The sequence below is a fragment of the Solibacillus sp. FSL H8-0523 genome, from assembly GCF_038051985.1.
In the GTDB taxonomy this organism is placed as follows: domain Bacteria; phylum Bacillota; class Bacilli; order Bacillales_A; family Planococcaceae; genus Solibacillus.
This window is the reverse complement of record NZ_CP150291.1, coordinates 1,960,743-1,977,699: the sequence shown is the minus strand read 5'-3', so window position 1 is coordinate 1,977,699 and position 16,957 is coordinate 1,960,743. Positions and strand designations below refer to the sequence as shown.

Annotated in this window: 16 protein-coding genes; 7 read left to right on the top strand and 9 right to left on the bottom strand. The window is 41.3% G+C overall.

Annotation, left to right across the window (positions count from 1 at the left end; all coding sequences use genetic code 11):
* Positions 1–37: 37 nt before the first annotated feature.
* Together cydD and cydC are read left to right on the top strand one after the other, a co-directional pair.
* The gene (cydD, locus tag NSQ62_RS09905; RefSeq protein WP_341323763.1) at positions 38–1,738 is read left to right on the top strand and encodes a thiol reductant ABC exporter subunit CydD; all 1,701 of its coding nucleotides are present in this window, start codon (positions 38–40) and stop codon (positions 1,736–1,738) included.
* On the top strand, positions 1,735–3,402 hold the full coding sequence (gene cydC, locus NSQ62_RS09900) for a thiol reductant ABC exporter subunit CydC (protein ID WP_341323762.1): 1,668 nt from the start codon (positions 1,735–1,737) through the stop codon (positions 3,400–3,402). Before cydD ends, cydC begins: the two co-directional genes overlap by 4 nt.
* Positions 3,403–3,463: 61 nt before the next feature.
* Here cydC and NSQ62_RS09895 read toward each other — a convergent pair whose 3' ends face one another.
* Complete coding sequence (locus NSQ62_RS09895) at positions 3,464–4,585, bottom strand: DUF4362 domain-containing protein (protein ID WP_341323761.1); 1,122 nt, start codon at positions 4,583–4,585, stop codon at positions 3,464–3,466.
* Between the two features lie 137 nt (positions 4,586–4,722).
* On the opposite strand from NSQ62_RS09895, the gene NSQ62_RS09890 reads away from it, so the two are divergent.
* The 5 genes from NSQ62_RS09890 to NSQ62_RS09870 all read left to right on the top strand — a co-directional run bounded on the left by NSQ62_RS09890 (position 4,723) and on the right by NSQ62_RS09870 (position 7,833).
* The gene (locus NSQ62_RS09890) at positions 4,723–5,148 is read left to right on the top strand and encodes a MarR family transcriptional regulator (protein WP_341323760.1); all 426 of its coding nucleotides are present in this window, start codon (positions 4,723–4,725) and stop codon (positions 5,146–5,148) included.
* Positions 5,149–5,160: 12 nt separating this feature from the next.
* On the top strand, positions 5,161–6,096 hold the full coding sequence (locus tag NSQ62_RS09885; RefSeq protein WP_341323759.1) for a ring-cleaving dioxygenase: 936 nt from the start codon (positions 5,161–5,163) through the stop codon (positions 6,094–6,096).
* A gap of 12 nt (positions 6,097–6,108) precedes the next feature.
* Positions 6,109–7,164, top strand: a complete 1,056-nt coding sequence (locus tag NSQ62_RS09880) for an LLM class flavin-dependent oxidoreductase (RefSeq protein ID WP_341323758.1) — start codon at positions 6,109–6,111, stop codon at positions 7,162–7,164.
* 112 nt (positions 7,165–7,276) lie between these two features.
* On the top strand, positions 7,277–7,504 hold the full coding sequence (locus NSQ62_RS09875; protein WP_341323757.1) for a hypothetical protein: 228 nt from the start codon (positions 7,277–7,279) through the stop codon (positions 7,502–7,504).
* A 29-nt stretch (positions 7,505–7,533) separates the two neighbouring features.
* A complete protein-coding gene (locus NSQ62_RS09870) occupies positions 7,534–7,833 on the top strand; it encodes a hypothetical protein (protein ID WP_341323756.1) in 300 nt (99 codons plus the stop codon).
* A gap of 98 nt (positions 7,834–7,931) precedes the next feature.
* Here the strand turns inward: NSQ62_RS09870 and NSQ62_RS09865 are convergent, their stop codons facing one another.
* The 8 genes from NSQ62_RS09865 to NSQ62_RS09830 all read right to left on the bottom strand — a co-directional run bounded on the left by NSQ62_RS09865 (position 7,932) and on the right by NSQ62_RS09830 (position 16,637).
* Positions 7,932–8,657, bottom strand: coding sequence for a metallophosphoesterase family protein (locus NSQ62_RS09865; protein ID WP_341323755.1), 726 nt, complete (start codon positions 8,655–8,657; stop codon positions 7,932–7,934).
* Between the two features lie 99 nt (positions 8,658–8,756).
* On the bottom strand, positions 8,757–9,146 hold the full coding sequence (locus tag NSQ62_RS09860; protein WP_341323754.1) for a hypothetical protein: 390 nt from the start codon (positions 9,144–9,146) through the stop codon (positions 8,757–8,759).
* Positions 9,147–9,284: 138 nt separating this feature from the next.
* Positions 9,285–11,003 (bottom strand): phosphoenolpyruvate--protein phosphotransferase, encoded by a 1,719-nt coding sequence (gene ptsP, locus NSQ62_RS09855; protein WP_341323753.1) that lies wholly within the window; start codon positions 11,001–11,003, stop codon positions 9,285–9,287.
* Positions 11,000–11,269 carry a phosphocarrier protein HPr gene (locus tag NSQ62_RS09850; RefSeq protein ID WP_341323752.1) on the bottom strand — a complete coding sequence of 90 codons (270 nt, stop codon included), beginning with the start codon at positions 11,267–11,269 and terminating at the stop codon, positions 11,000–11,002. Before NSQ62_RS09850 ends, ptsP begins: the two co-directional genes overlap by 4 nt.
* Positions 11,270–11,283: 14 nt before the next feature.
* Positions 11,284–12,453: a mannitol-1-phosphate 5-dehydrogenase gene (locus NSQ62_RS09845; protein ID WP_341323751.1), complete on the bottom strand. Its 1,170-nt coding sequence runs from the start codon at positions 12,451–12,453 to the stop codon at positions 11,284–11,286.
* A gap of 2 nt (positions 12,454–12,455) precedes the next feature.
* Positions 12,456–12,893, bottom strand: coding sequence for a PTS sugar transporter subunit IIA (locus NSQ62_RS09840; RefSeq protein WP_341323750.1), 438 nt, complete (start codon positions 12,891–12,893; stop codon positions 12,456–12,458).
* Between the two features lie 15 nt (positions 12,894–12,908).
* The gene (locus NSQ62_RS09835) at positions 12,909–15,014 is read right to left on the bottom strand and encodes a BglG family transcription antiterminator (RefSeq protein ID WP_341323749.1); all 2,106 of its coding nucleotides are present in this window, start codon (positions 15,012–15,014) and stop codon (positions 12,909–12,911) included.
* Between the two features lie 186 nt (positions 15,015–15,200).
* Positions 15,201–16,637 carry a PTS mannitol transporter subunit IICBA gene (locus NSQ62_RS09830; RefSeq protein WP_341323748.1) on the bottom strand — a complete coding sequence of 479 codons (1,437 nt, stop codon included), beginning with the start codon at positions 16,635–16,637 and terminating at the stop codon, positions 15,201–15,203.
* Between the last annotated feature and the right edge of the window lie 320 nt (positions 16,638–16,957).

Here is a 16,957-nt window from a genome sequence, read left to right as displayed (position 1 = left end):
AGATATGAATAGACTGAGTTTTTAAGGGGGAAGGTTCATGCAGCTATTTTTTCGGCAACTACATAAACAACTTAAATTTACGTTACTCTTTTATTTGCTGAGCCTGCTAAGTGCAGCGAGTATTGTGCTACAAGCTTATAGCATCGTGCAAATCGTTCACCTTCTATTTATCGAAAAACAAGCCTTTGACACGACGATTCCCTTCATCACTATTCTTGCGGCTGCACTAATGCTTCGACTCGGTTCGAATTTTTTTATGCAGCATACCGCGATTCACTTTGCAACGAGTGTCAAACAGCAAGTACGCGGTCAGCTATTAGATGAGTGGTCGGTGCGTTCGTATGAGCAGCTTGAACAACAGCAAGCCGGTCAGAAAATCTCGCTTTATGTGGATACTGTTGAAGAACTTGACGGCTATTACCGAGAATTCATTCCACTGAAAATCCGCTCGCAAATTGTGCCGATTGTTGTGCTCATTAGTATGGTGTTTACTAATGTTGAAAGTGCGCTTATTTTACTGGTAACTGCGCCGTTTATTCCGATTAGCTATATATTAATTGGCAAAAAAACACAGGCGGAATCTGAATTACAGCTCGAGGCGATGAATCGATTTTCCGGAAAGTTTTTAGATTTGTTATACGGCCTGCAAACATTGAAGCTTTTCCGTAAAACCGAACAACAACGTGACGTGTTGGCACAGCACAATCATGCCTTTACTGAGCGTACGATGGCTGTACTGAAAATCGCCTTTGCCTCTACCCTGTTTGTCGAGCTTATAACAACACTCGGCATTGGGCTGATCGCACTGCAAATCGGCTTTGAAATGCTTGTGTTTGAGACATTGCCTTTTGTGTCGGCGTTTTTTGTGTTAACACTTGCACCTGAGTTTTATAATGCTTTAAAAGAAATGGCGACTGCGTTTCATGCACAAAAAGGTAGCAATGCCGCGATGAACGTACTACAAACTGAATTAAACAAACGCCCTACCTCACTCGGTTGGGGACACTTGCATGTAGCGAAAGCCCCTACCCTGTCTTTAAAAGAAGCTGTGTTTCATTATGAACAAGGCCCTGCAATCGGTCCAATAACGATTGAGGTACCAGCAAAGAAAATTACCGCGCTCATTGGCCCAACTGGTCACGGGAAATCAACCGCACTGCAAATGCTCGCCGTACAGCTGGATTTACGTCGTGGCAATTTAACGATTAACGGGATTAATCAGCATGAAATTGATGAAAAAAGCTGGTACGACGAAATGGCCTATGTATCGCAGCATAGCTATGTGTTTGCCAGTTCGGTGCGGGAAAATTTACGGATGGGCCGAGACATTTCGGATGAGTCCATCACCTCTTCCTTAGTGAGGGCAAATTTAACAACTTGGTTTGAACAGCTTCCTGAAGGGCTTGACACAAAAATTGGAGAAGGTGCAAGTGCGCTTTCCGGTGGTGAAAAGCAGCGCATGGCCATTGCACGTGCCATTGTCCAGCAACCGAGCGTGTTGTTTCTAGACGAACCGACTGCGGGACTGGATGTGTTGACCGAGCAAATGATCTCGGATGCAATTTCAAGCTTGCACGACACAACCATTATACTCGTGACACACCGCTTTGCGACATTACGTCAGGCGCAAGTCATTTACTATATTGAAAACGGACAGGTACAGGCGAGTGGCAATCATTTAGCAATGTTCGATGTTCCATTTTACGAGGCGATGAAATCGAGAGGAGAAGTTGTATGAATGAATTGATGCACATTGTGTGGCGTGAAAAAAAGGATATTGTACTCGCCTTAGTGTGTGGCGTCATTGCTGGTTTAACAGCGGTGGCACTATTTGCACAAAGCGGCTATTTGATTTCCAAAGCGGCGCTCATGCCTCCGTTTTACATTATTTTAATATTGACGGCCTTTTTAAAAGTGTTTGGCGTGATGAAATCCGCAAGTAAATATACGGAACGCTATCTTTCACACCGCGCGACTTTCCGCATTTTATCGGATATTCGGCTGCGTTATTTTGACTCGCTGGCGCACATTTCAGGTTCATTATTCCAGCGCTATCAAAGTGGCGCGTTGTTAACGACGATCACAAATGATGTGACACGGCTGCAAAATTTCTTTTTACGCGTCGTCTATCCCCCGCTTGTCGCACTACTCGTATTTTTATGTACGATTATTTTTACAGCATTTTTCTCTGTGTGGGTTGCACTCGTGTTGTTTGGGGGCTTTTTACTGGTGGCAGTTGTGATTCCATCGATTTTTATTTTGAAAAAACAAGTGACGTCAGAAGATAGTACACCCGTCAAGCAGGAATTAACGCAGTTTTTATTCGGGTTTCGTGAGCTGAAGCATTATCATTTAGTCGATTCTCGTGCCGATCAGGTGTTTCATTTAAGTGAGGACTATGCGTACGATGTGGAGAAAAAACAGCATGCATTGAACATGATCCAATTGGTCAGTCAGGCCGCGAGCTACTTGACGATTTTTGTTATCATTGTGCTAAGTGCTTATTTCGTAAGTGTTGGCGCCCTTGATAGCTTGTATTTGGCAATGCTGATTCTAATCGCGCTGACCGTTTTCGAAACCGTGATTCCCCTTGCGCAGGTACCACATTTTTATAAAGAGGCAGCTTATTCTATGGAACGTTTACAGGCGATTGACTGGGAAACGAATGACCGGACGATTGAGCTTGGGCATATAAAACCGTATGAAATCGAAGCAAAGCAGGTGTCGTTACATTATGACGGTGCATTAAAGCCTGCGCTTCGTGATGTATCGTTTACGATTGCCCCTGGCGAAAAAATTGCGATTGTTGGCCCGAGTGGTTCTGGTAAAACAACATTGTTACAGCTAATCCTAAATAGTTTTGCGCCAACAGCAGGCTCCCTGTCGATTCATCAAGTACCGTATCAAAAGCTCGTGCCGGATTGTTTATGGCAATTGATGGCCGTTCAGCTGCAGCATAATCACTTTTTCTCCGGCACGATTCGCGATAATTTACGCATTGCCGACGATTCGCTAGACGACGCAGCGCTTGAGGATGCGTTAGCGCGGGCTCAGTTACCCGTGTCGCTTGATGATGAAGTACTCGAGCAAGGGACGAATTTATCTGGCGGTGAAAAGCAACGACTCGCATTTGCGCGCGTGCTGTTAAAACCGAGTGCCATTTGGTTACTGGATGAGCCGTTTACAAGCCTAGACGCGGAAACCGAACAGGAATTATTTACTGAAATGCTGCGTGAGACGAAATATAAATCGCTTGTACTCATTACGCATAAGTTAGACGGGTTACAGCATGTTGACCGGATTTTTGTTATGCAGGATGGTAGGCTCGTTGAAACTGGGACGTATACGGAATTAATGAAGCAGCGTGGATTGTTTTTTGAGATGAAGCGTTTGGTGGTGTGATTGGAGAGCTAAAGTTAGTCGGATAAAACAAGGCCACTCTACTATAAAAGTGGCCTTATTTTCATTGAAATTGAAGAGCCGTAACATACGTAGCATAACTTTCACCAAAGTAGGCGAACACTTCTAAAATGAAGGGTTCCGCTATATCAATCGCTTCAATTGCATCATACGTGTCGAGCAGTTTTTCCTGATTCCACACACGGTATTCAACAAGGCTTGGCGCTACTTCAAATTGCAGATCAACGGATGCTGACTTTTCCACTTGTACCGCGTCACTTACTCTAAGCATTTGGTTGGGTGAAGCATGATCGGTTTGGATATTCAAGGTTTCATTTGGTGTCGTCGTTGGCATCGACCATGAAAACGTACCCTTCCTCATCGAAATCCGCTTGTCACCAATTGTTAACGTGCTATCAGGTAAGAATTCTTGTGTAAACTGTTGCTTTTCCGGGTCAAACACGAGTGGCACGAGCTCAATAAATGCCCCTTCTTCATCACAATCCATTAATTGATAGGAAGTCACTTTTCCATTATGTACATAGGTCAAGTTATCGCACGTATGCGTAGATACTCCCTGCTTGCTGTAATGATCTTCCCGCTCATCGATGGTCAGCGAAAAAGTCGTGCTGTCATAGTCGACCTGATAATAGATCGGAGCCCCTTCAATCGTATAAGTCGTGATGTTCACGCTGGCTTGTTTTTTTGTGTTAACTTGCTGTAAAAATTGCTCAAAGACGTCGCGGTTTTCAATATTGCCATGTGTATTGATGACGGATTGTAAAGATGGGATATTTTCATATAAAAACGCGAGGAGTTTTTGTGCTTGCTTCGCACTTAGTTTGCCGTAGCCTTGCTTTTCGTCTGTACTTAACAGTGTAAATGATTTGTCGTTTTCAATCCATATCCGGTATGTAATAATATACTCCGGCATGTTCGGATCTTTTTCTATAAATAAGCGTAGCTCTAGATCTTCAATACGTGCCGTCTCTGCCTCTACATTTGGCTGCCATTTCACTTGTCCAAGCGCACTTGCAACAAGTTCCACTTCAGCTTCCTCAAAAATTTCAATGGCATCTGGCATATTCAACTTCTCCAGCTGGACGCGTGTCGGCTCATTAACCTGTTGTTCTTTTGAGCAAGCGGCGAGGAGAAAAATTGCTAGCACTAAGCCCCATTTTTTCATCGGTTTCATCCCCTTTTTCAATTTGACGGTTCATCATCCAGAAAGTTACAACTGAATTTTATTTCGAATTCGAGATAAAATGATTGACGAGTCATCACTTGAGTAGTAAAGTGATAACTAAGAAAGGGCGTGACGCATTGAAAAACAATACACTTGGCTCCCTGATTTGGCTACGCATGATGCGCTTTACCCACCAAAGTATTTTGTTATCGAATGAGTTTCTAAAAGAGTACGGGTTAACAACCGCGCAGTTTGATGTGCTGCTACAAATTCAAATCGCACAGCCAATCATGCAAAGTGAGCTCGCGAAAAAAGCGACGGTGACTGAAGGTGGTATTTCGCGCATGCTGACACGTCTTGAACAGGAAAACATGATTACGCGCACCAAACAGTGGAAAACAAACTATATCGCGTTGACCGAAAAAGGACAGCAACTACTCGACAACGCCTTTGACGCACAAATACAATTTCAATCGGCCTTTTTCGACGATGTACTATCGCGCGATGAGCAAAAACAGCTTTATGCACTCATCAGCCGCGTTGAAAAAAATAGCCGCAACTAGGAGGAAAACAATATGTACACAATTCCAGGACATCACCACATTTCGATGATTACGAAAAATGCAAAAACAAATAATCACTTCTACCGCGAAGTATTAGGTATGCGCCGCGTGAAAGTAACGGTGAACCAAGATGACACGTCGATGTATCACCTATTTTACGGCGATAAAACGGGCAGCCCCGGTACGGAATTATCATTTTTTGAAATCCCGTTAGTTGGCCGTACGCACCGCGGGACAAATGCCATTACAAAAATCGGCTTAATCGTGCCGAGCGAGGACAGCTTACACTACTGGCAACAGCGCTTAATGTCATTTGGCGTTGAGCATAGCAATTTGACAACATATGCGGGTCGTCCTGCCGTCTTATTTGAAGATAAAGAAGGCTTACGCATGGCCCTGATTGCCGCACCAGACAAGGTAGCGCACTGGGAAACGTATGACGGCTCCCCTGTCCCAGCCGAACACCAAATTCAAGGCATGGGAACAGTCGAAATAACCGTAAAAAATATGTACAAACTAAAAGCAACATTAACGGAGATTTTTGGCTATACGCTCGCTACTGAAACAGAGAATACAGCACTCATGCAGTCGGTGAACAATGAACTATTCGGTGAAATTTATATCATCGAGCAAGATGGCCCTTCTGAAAAACCAGGACGCGGTAGTATTCATCATTTAGCAATTCGTGTGAAAGATGATGCAGAGCTACTGTACTGGGATGAGCAAGTGAAACAGCGCGGCTTTATGAGCTCAGGCATTGTTGACCGCTTTTACTTTAAGAGCTTATACTTCCGCGAATCAAACGGCATTTTATTTGAAATCGCAACAGACGGACCGGGCTTTTTAGTGGATGGTGACATCGACACATTAGGCGAAAAGCTTGATTTACCGGACTTTTTAGAAGCAAAACGCGCAGACATCGTGGCGAAATTAAAACCGATTGACTAAGGAGGATTCACTATGGAAAACTATCGAATTAATGAAGATAACGGCATGGAATTTGGACTTTATACATTAGGTGATCATATTCCGAATCCCTTAACAGGCTCGCGCATTTCTGCACAAGCACGCATTCATGAAATTATTGAAATGAGTCAGTTGGCTGAACAAGCCGGCATTAATGTGTTTGCGGTTGGTGAAAGCCATCAGCAATATTTCACAACGCAAGCCCATACCGTCGTACTTGGCGCGATTGCTCAAGCGACATCAAAAATTAAACTCGCAAGCTCGGCATCCGTGCTGAGTGTGGCGGACCCAGTGCGTCTGTACGAGGATTTTGCGACGCTTGATTTAATTTCAAATGGACGTGCTGAAATCGTGGCAGGTCGAGGTTCACGCGTTGGCGCACATGAGTTATTTGGTGTGAGTTTACGTGATTACGAGGAAATTTTTGAGGAAAAGTTACGCCTGTTGAAGCAGTTAAATGATAAAGAAATCGTCAATTATGACGGTAAGTTCCGCGCCCCACTTAAGGATGCACATATCTTACCGCAACCACAAAACGGCTCACTTCCAATTTGGCGTGCGGTTGGCGGCCCTCCGGAAAGTGCGATTAAAGCTGGGTACATGGGTATTCCGATGATGCTGACAACACTCGGAGGTCCAGCAGTTGCGTTCACCCCTTCTGTTGATGCGTACCGTGAAGCGGCAAACGCGAGCGGACATGATGCTTCGAAGCTACCGATTGCGACAACGAGCTTGTTTTATGTCGCAAAAACTGAGCAAGAGGCACTAGAAGGCATGTACCCGCACTTAAACGGAGGCATGCAGGCGATTCGTGGTCAAGGCTACCCGCGTGCTCAGTTTGAAGCTTCGACTTCTGTAACCGACGCATTAATGGTCGGCTCGACGAATCAAATTATTGAAAAGCTACACTACCAATACGAGCTCTACGGCATGCAGCGCTTTATGGCCCAAATTGATTTTGGTGGGGTGCCGCATGAAAAGCTGATGCAAAATATCGAGATTATCGGGAATGACATCATCCCTGCAGTAAAGAAATTTACAGCGAAATAACGAAGAAGCGAATTGACCCTCATCCAGTCAATTCGCTTTTTATTTTCCAATATAACGCTTTATGCTAAACTGGGAATATATAGAATAAAAATCACAAGAAAAGGAGCTGCTTATGAAAATAACTGAAGCTTATGGAAAACTAACGATCGATGGCTTTGAATTTTATGGTCAGATGGAAGAAAATAAATTTTGTCCCACTTGCAAGGCGAATTTAGGCTACTATGATGATTATGATGCCTATTTCTGCCCGAGCTGTAATCAGTGGACTGAAACAACTTGTAAGGATCCCGATTGTAAGTACTGCCCGAATCGACCGGAGCAGCCTCTACCTAGTAAGTAAAAAAATTTAAATTAATGTGAGGGATTTTCATGATAGGTAAAATACTGCTTGTTTTATTTCTGTTCTTTTGCATTATGAAATTTTATAAAAATAGAAATCTATTTAAGCAACTCACAAAAAAAGAATGGCTGCAGTATATCGCAGGTTTTTTATGTGCCTGGGCTGTAGCGGCGATCATCATAATTGGTGGCTCCAATCTAACAGATAATATTGAATCGGTGTGGATCAATAAAATTGTTGCCATCCTATTTATTTTCATTGGACTCGCCTTTGCAGGAGTTATTATGAAGAAAACGTTACCAGAAAAATTAATGGGCTTCTACTCTTGAGTGCTAAATTTTGTGTAGATGGAAAAAAGCTAGGAATGCCGTAATAACAGCGTTCCTAGCTTTTTCATTGTATGTATGTTTAAAAAGCCTTACTATGCCTAGCTTTTCCCCTTCAATACTTCATCAAACATAATCTCTTCCTGATAGGCATCATAACCAACCATACCAAACTTCTTTGCTGCGGTAAGCTCTGCCTCACGGTCATATGGCACACGTACAAATTGAATCGCGTTCGCACCAAAAGAGCCGTCTAAAATCACATACGTTGCATCGACAACATCTAGCCCAACACTGCCGACATTGCATAAAATTTTCGTATCATAGCTTCTTAATAGCGTCATATGAATATCGCCGTAAAATACAATGTCCGGTGTACGCTCACTGTGCTGTGAATTCGTTTCTTCACTATTGTCAAATAATGATAGGCACGCTTCTTTTGAATGATACTCTGGTGCAATGCGCTCAAACACACTGCGCGGTGAAGCATGAAAACAGCGAATGAGCTTGCCATTTAGCTCAAATTCGATATAAAACGGCAGCGACGCTAAATACGCATAATCTTCTTCACTTAACCGACTTTGCGTCCACTGAATCATGTCGTTATCGATATCATCGCGAATAAATACATCCCAGTTCCCGTATATCACTTTGTCACAATACTCTTTAACAAGCGCAATACATTCCGCACCACGCGGTCCCTTGCCTACTAAATCACCTAAGCAATAAATGGCATCAACCCCGCGCTTTCTTATATCACTTAGTACCGCATCAAGCGCTGTTAAATTACCATGAATATCTGATATGAGCGCAATTTTCGTCAACATAAACTCCTCCAATACTATACAAAGATAACTAGTTCTAGTTTACAGTAAATTACTATTTTTGTAGATAACTTGTTTCTCTTTGTATCGATACAATCAAACCTACTTTTCCTCAACGTCTAAATTTTGATAAAACGAATCAACGAACGGATGAAGATCGGGCTCTGTGTGATAATAGATGTCTTCAATCGAATTGAGCGCAAAGGAATAACGCTTCTCCCCTTGTACAAGCGTAATGCCGTAACGCCAGCCATCACGAGCTTCCTGATTGTCATCGGGAATGACTTCAATTGATTTTAGCTCACTGAGTAACGCATCGATGTGCTGCGGGTCAACGGTTGTTTTCGTATAGCCGGTGGAGCCATCTTGAATGATGAGTTCTTCGACATTTGTCATGCCTGCATTAGTGAAGTATTTCTCAAATGTTTGTACTTTTGGCGCTGAGCAGGCGGTTAAGAGAATGGTGGTTAAGATGAAGATGAGTTTTTTCATTGCGCTGTCCCCCCGTTTTTAGAATTGGTCGTTTTTGTTGACTGGAAGTTTCAGTAAATCTAAAGAAACATCAAATAACGCCCTCTTGTTCACTCGAGGGCGTTATTGGTGTTTCTATTAAAAGCTTCTCCAACGTGATTAAATTCCGAGTGTTTCCTTCACAAACTGCTTAACTTGTTCAGAAGTTTGCATGGATAGTGCTGTGTCAGCAAGTCGTTTCATTTCAATTTGTGATAACTGGTTAATTTGCTTTCTAGCTTTTAACATCGACGGCGCACTCATCGAAAACTCGTCTAACCCAAGTCCAATCAATAATGGAATCGCAACAGAATCCCCTGCCATCTCACCACACATCCCTGCCCACTTGTTATTCGCATGGGCGGCATCGATGACCATTTTAACTAGTCTTAAAATTGCTGGATGATAGGGCTGATAGAGATGCGCAACCGATTCGTTCATGCGATCTACAGCCATCGTATATTGGATTAAATCATTGGTACCGACACTGAAAAAGTCGACTTCTTGTGCGAATTGATCTGCTAAAATAGCTGTTGAGGGAATTTCTACCATAATCCCAACTTCGATATGGTCGGATATCGCTATTCCCTCTTGTTGAAGAATTTTCTTTTCTTCCTCTAATAGCTGTTTAGCTTCTCTAAATTCCTCTAACGTTGCAATCATAGGGAACATAATTTTCAGGTTACCAAATGTACTTGCACGCAATAATGCCCGGAGCTGCGTTTTGAAAATCGTTTGCTCTTCTAAACAAAGTCGAATTGCTCGTAAACCTAGAAACGGATTCATTTCCTCAGGCAAGTTTAAATACGGAAGCTGTTTGTCTCCTCCAATATCCAATGTTCGAACAACAACAGGTTTTTCGAACATTTGTTCAAGCACTTGTTTATAGGCTTGAAATTGCTCTTCCTCCGTTGGCAAGACGTCGCGTTCCATATATAAAAATTCCGTACGATATAGTCCGATTCCTTCTGCGCCGTTTTCTAGTGCGCTCACTACATCTTTTGGGGTTCCGATATTTGCAGCTACTTCTACATGGATACCATCGAGCGTTATCGTTTCCTTATTTTTAAGTAATAAGAGTCCCTTCTTCTCGGTCTGTTGTTCACTTCTTTTTGCTTTGTATGTTTCGATTAAATCAGAGGAAGGATTAATAATAATTTCACCTTCATCCCCATCGACAATGACTACATCGCCTTGTTTAATCACAGTTGTAGCATCTTTTGTCCCTACAACTGCAGGAATTTCTAAGGAGCGCGCCATAATGGCAGAGTGTGACGTACGACCACCCATGTTTGTTGTGAACCCTTTTGCGAAGGCTCTATTTAGTTGCGCAGTATCAGACGGTGCTAAATCTTCAGCTATAATAATCACTTCTTCATTAATGAAACCGAGGTTTGGAATTTCTACATTTAATAATCGTGCAATAACGCGTTTTGTAACATCGCGAATATCTGCTACGCGCTCACGCATATACTCATTATCCAGCTGTTCAAACATCGTGATGAACAGATCAGCCGTTTCCTGCAAAGCCACTTCCGCATTTACTGCTTCGTCATTGATTTTCCCTTCAACAGCACCTAATAAATCAGGGTCACTTAGGACAAGTATATGAGCATCAAAAATAGCTGCGTTTTCGGGACCTAAGTCAATTTCTGCTCGCGCCCGAATGCTCTCTAGCTCTTGTTTAGATGCATTTACTGCTTCGTGAAATCTTGTAATCTCTGCTTCTTTATTTTCTACCGCTGTTTTTGAAATCGTTAAATCCGGCTCTACCATTAAAAATGCTTTTCCAATCGCAATGCCATTGGATGCAGCAATTCCCTTTAGATGTTCTGTCATAGCTCAACAATTCCTTCTAACGTCAGGTAGTTTTCAATGGCCTCTATCGCTTCTTGTTCATCCGTTCCTTCAGCATGTATGGAGAAGCTTGCACCTTGGCCAATCCCAAGTGACATAACACCAAGAATCGATTTTAAATTCGCTTTTTTCTCTTTATACTCTACTGTTAGTTCCGATGCATATTCCGAAGCGATTTGAACAAGTCCTGTTGCTGGTCTAGCGTGGATACCTGATTCCGCCAATACCGTGTATGTTTGATTTTCCATAATAATCCGCTCCCTTAAACCGTTGAATTTTTCTTAGCAAACATGTCTTCATACTGCTTTTGAATACTATTAAATAGCGCTGTATCTGGCTGTAAATCGGTCGTTTTTTCAATTGTAAATTGAATTCCTTTTTGTTCAATCATTTCTTGCAGTTCCATTGCTTCTGCATCTTCTTTAAAATCATAATGGAGTGCAGCTGCTATACCTTCCGTTAAATAGACCGGCATTTCATCGAACATTTCCACATATTTCATGGCAGGACGTACAAGTCGGTCATTGCTTTTCAGCTTACGCAGTGGTGAGCGTCCTACTCTTGTTGTATCGTCTGAAATAAAAGGATTTGCAAAACGGCTGATAATTTGCTGGATATATGTGGCATGTTTTATTTCACCGAAAGAATAAGTGGCAATCAAGTATCGACCAGTCTCCTGTAAAACCGCATCAATCCGCGCTCTTATCTCAGTGTTTTCAAGTGCTTCATGCAAATTGCGAATACCCGCTAAATAGCCAAAGTAAGCAGCGATTGAATGACCTGTATTTACAGTGAACAATTTACGCTCAATAAACGGTTCCAAGTCTTCAACAAATGTTACGCCTTCTATTTCGGGAATGGCACCCTTTATCTCTGACTGATCGACAACCCACTCATAAAACGGCTCTACTGTGACAGCTAACTTATCGAAATTTGATTGATTTGGCACAATCCGGTCAACGGCTGCATTTGGAAAACTAAAGTAAGTATCAAATTGGAGCTTTTCAGTACTTGTCAGCTGTTCATAGACCTTTTCCTTTAAAAAGGAACTCCCACCGATCATATTTTCGCAAGCAATGATGATTAAAGGTTTTTTAGCTTGTGTTAGGCGTTTTTTTAACCCTTCTGCGATTAAGCCTGCAATTAAAGGTAAAATATTCGCCCCTACCGCAGCCGTGACAATGTCTGCACTCCCTACTTCATCAACGACAAGCTCAGGATTTTTCACACTGTTAATCGCACGTACATTTTCGACAAGTAGCTCTTTACCAGAGGCTTCCGCAAGCTTTACGCGATAGTGTTGCTTGGCATTTAATAAATCCACCACTTCTTCATTCACGTCGACAAAACAAGTTTGATAGCCCGATTGATAGAGCAGCAAACCGATAAAGCCTCTTCCGATATTCCCAGCACCAAAATGAACAGCCTTCATATTTAGTTCACTCTTTCAAAAAAGGAAAGAATACTCTTTGCTGAAGTAGCCGCCACAATGTTCTCCACATTCTCTATATCTGAAACCGTAATGGCAATATTAGATAAAATATCTAAATGGCCTCCACCTTTACCCGCGATACCGATAATTAATTTCACGATATTCCCATCACCAAAGTCGACACCATCTGGTACTTGAATAATTGAAATGCCCGATTCTTTTACATCTTTTTTTGCATCATCTGTACCATGTGGGATTGCTACAAAATTGCCCATAAAGGTCGATGTCATGGCTTCTCTTTCTAGCATTTTCTCAATATAGTCCGCTTCCACATATCTGTTGTCTACTAAAATTTGACCTGCTAAACGAATGGCCTCCTCTTTCGTTGCTAACTGTTGGTTAAGTAAAATATTTTCTTCTGCTAATACCGATAATGCCATAATAAAATGCCTCCCCTAATTTACATTTTCTTTGATGAATCGTTCAAATTCGATCGCCAAAAATGAATGAACTTGAGCCTTTCCGGCGTTTTCAAATAGCTGTGTCGTTTGCTCATTTTGAATAATTAAAGTACTGATGAAACTAAGAATCTCCAACCCTGCTTTTCCGATTATTTCAGGTGAAAGCAAGATTAAAAATGTATCGACTTTCACGTCATAACCATCCATTCCTTTTATCCAAATTGCGGATTCAAGCTTATGAACGGTAAACGATGGTTTTTGTATATATTTGCTACGCGCATGATAAAGGACAAGCCTTGTACCAGGTATACCAACGCCGCCACTTTTTTCTCTCTCTAACAGGGCCTCAACCACTTTATTTTTTTCTTCTATGATTTGACGATCCTCCAGTAATGCACAAATCTCTTGTAAATAGTTTTTCACGGTAGTTTGCTCTTTTAACATCGTAAGCTGAAAATTGGTTAGAACAGTTAAGATGCTTTCTAAATACTCGCGAAGCTTTTCCATTTTTTCCGTTATGGTACCTACAGTGGCAGGCATTTCTTTTACAAGTGAAGGGGTTTGTTGAACAAGGATTTTCCTTTTTGCATAAAGTTGAACTTGCTCAATTACTTCGGGAGTTAAAAATGGATTTACCCGAATATATTCCCGCTGGAAATCCTGCAAATCAATCGTTGAAATAATAAGATCTCGATCTGTCATTGTCGTTTGTAGCTTCGTTAACTCAAACATAGAAATATTGGACACCTCTGTAATCTCTTGAACTTCACGCTTGAGTTGGGATGCTAATAATTTCGAAGTACCAATTCCACTTAAACAAATGACGTAAGCCTTTAAATCTCCCTTGGTTAGTACCTCGATTAATACAGCCCCAAAATGCATGACCAAATAGCCAATCTCTTCTTTTGGAATTTGCAGGTTCGGGAAGACTTTTTTCACCGCTACCTCTACTTGAGCAAACAAATCATGATAATTCGTTTGAACTTCTTCCAGTAAAGGGTTTACTATGGCCATATTTTGCTCAATACGGTGGATTGCAGGCTTTAAATGCGCGACTAATCCTTCTAAAAGAGATCGGTTCGTCGATAAATGGAAACCTGTTTGCACTTCCACTTCCTCAATTAATTTCTTTGCTTGTCTGTACAATTCGATATTTGTATTAGTAGTGAATCCTACTTCATGTTGGCGTAACTTAGCCCCTTGGAGGTGAAGCATAATGTACCCGACTTCTGCCTCTGGAATATTAATATGAAAACGATTTTCCAACATCGTAATAATGTTTTTGGCAATAGGATATTCTGGTTCAAATGTTATTTGCTTTAAATACGATGGATCCATTGTCAGATTAGCGCCTTGCATTATACGTTCAATAGCTAAAGCAATGTGAACAATTAAGCCGACGTAGGCACTATCTGTCATAGACGAAGCGACATCTGGATATAAGTCCTTCATCGCGCTTTCAATGACCGCTAATTTTTCTCGGTCGATTAGTTGCACGAGCCTTTCAGTCACAGGGTCGTCATCGGTGCTAGATTGTTGATGGATTTTTTCTTTGATTAAGGAAAATAACCCTTCTTCTTTTAACGTTTTGTATAACGCGTAACTAATCGCACTTCGCTTTGCGTTTTCAGTTCCTGATAGCTCTACGCCATATCCTCTTTTTTTCAAGATAGACAGCTGGATTGGTCGAAGCTGTTCTTCTAACTTCAAAAGGTCTGCACTAACCGTTGAAATTGAAACATTTAAATCTTTGGAAAGAGAAAATAACTTAACTGGTTCTGTCGCTTCATACAAAATACAAAGAATGAATGTTAACCTTTCCTCCAATGTATATTCCCGAAGCATAATTTTTTTAAGTTGCTGGACCAATTCTTGCTTAATCTGTTCTTTGCCAATTATTTGAACACCCACGCCTGATTTTCTTATTAACTTAAGCTGATACGTGTCTATAATGCTTTGAATATTGCTTAAATCGCGCTGGATTGTTCGGGAGCTCACATCAATTTTTTCGGATAATTGTTTAATCGTTACTTCTTCTTGTTCCTCGATTAATGCTTCAATCAGCATTTTTTCTCTGCTCGAAATAAACGTAATCAACACCTCATTTCTAACACCCCAAAATCATCGATAAAGGAGCTGTTTGAAAATCATTTTGTAACTGTTCACCTTTAAGAGAATGAGAATAAAAATAATTTACTTTACCCATGAAACATAGCGCATTTTTTCTAAATTAAAGAAAGCTGCCCGAAAAGAAATACCTTTTAGACAGCCTCGTCAGATATGCCTTTATTTTTTTAACTGCTCAATTAGCTCGTCATATTTTGGGCTATTCAAAAAATTCTCTACGGAAATATGATATGCGTTTGGTGCCTGTTCCTTCGCACGATGCGTCAAATCTTTATGGGTAATGATTACTTCTGCATCTGCTGGGAGACTACTAATAGCCATATTGGTTACGGATACGTTTAACCCCTCTTTACTAATTTTATTTTTCAAGATGGATGCGCCCATAGCACTCGACCCCATACCTGCGTCACAAGCAAATATGATATGCTTCGTATTTGCTAGAGAATCTTCATTAGCCACCGCAGTAGCTGTAGTTGACTGGATTAGTCCTGAAGCCATGCTCTCTTTGCCTTTTAGAGCAGACGCTTTTTCTGTTGCTAATTGTAAACCTTCTTCCTCTACGTCTTTAGACGCTTTCAAAATTAATGCCGCAATAATAAATGACACCGCAGTAGCGACAATTACACCTAATAACACGCCGATATGACCGCCTTTTGGTGTCATAGCTAAAATCGAGAAAATACTTCCTGGTGAAGGTGCCGCCACAAGACCTGCATTGAAGATTTGTAGAGTGAAAACACCTGATGCTCCACCTGCGATTGCAGCTAAAAGCAAGTAAGGTTTCATTAAAATGTAAGGGAAATAAATTTCATGAATCCCACCTAGGAAATGAATAATCGCTGCTCCAGGTGCAGTTTGTTTTGCTGTCCCTTTCCCAAAGAACATAAAGGCTAGTAATATGCCAAGACCAGGTCCAGGATTTGACTCTAGTAAGAATAAAATGGACTTGCCTGCATCAGCAGCTTGTTGAATGCCAAGAGGACCTAATATTCCATGATTTATCGCATTGTTTAAGAATAAGATCTTCGCTGGTTCTATAAAAATACTTGCCAGTGGTAAGAATCCTAAATCGAAAATAAATTGTACGCCGTCTGCCAGGAAATTCGTTAACGCGTTTACAGCTGGGCCGATTAGTTTGTACGCAATTAGCGTTAAAAGACCACCAATAATACCGGCTGAAAAGTTGTTCACAAGCATTTCAAACCCTGCTTTAACTTTTCCTTCTACTAACTTGTCAAATTGCTTAATAGCCCATCCACCTAAAGGACCAACAATCATTGCACCAAGGAACATCGGAATATCTGCTCCGACAATTACCCCCATCGTAACAGTAGCCCCGACTACCCCGCCTCGGATCCCATAAACCAATCTACCACCCGTAAAACCTATTAAAATTGGAAGTAAATAGTTAATCATTGGACCTACTAGTTCTGCAAAATCCGCATTCGGAATCCATCCTGTTTCAATAAATAAAGCAGTAATAAGACCCCAAGCAATAAACGCCCCAATATTCGGCATAATCATGCCACTTAAAAAACTACCAATACGCTGTACTTTCACCTTGAACCCTGACCGCCCCTGTTGATCTGTCCCCATTTTCATCCCCCCATTTTTGAACATTCCTTATTGTCCAGTATATTAAAGCGTTTACATTAAATATTAATAAAATGTAAACGCTATCATGTCATTGTTAATTACGACAAAATCGAACTTGTGGAAATGTTACTTTTACTTTTACAAGTTAAGATGCAAGACAAATTAAAAAGTGTGTCTATCCGTACGTAAGTACAGACGAACACACTTTTTCGATTATTTTCCCATTACTTTTCAAAGCGGAAAAATTCATATTCGGCATCAGGCATGGCTTCGGGAAATCACCATTTATATAGATGAGTTTTTTTATTGAACATTACTCC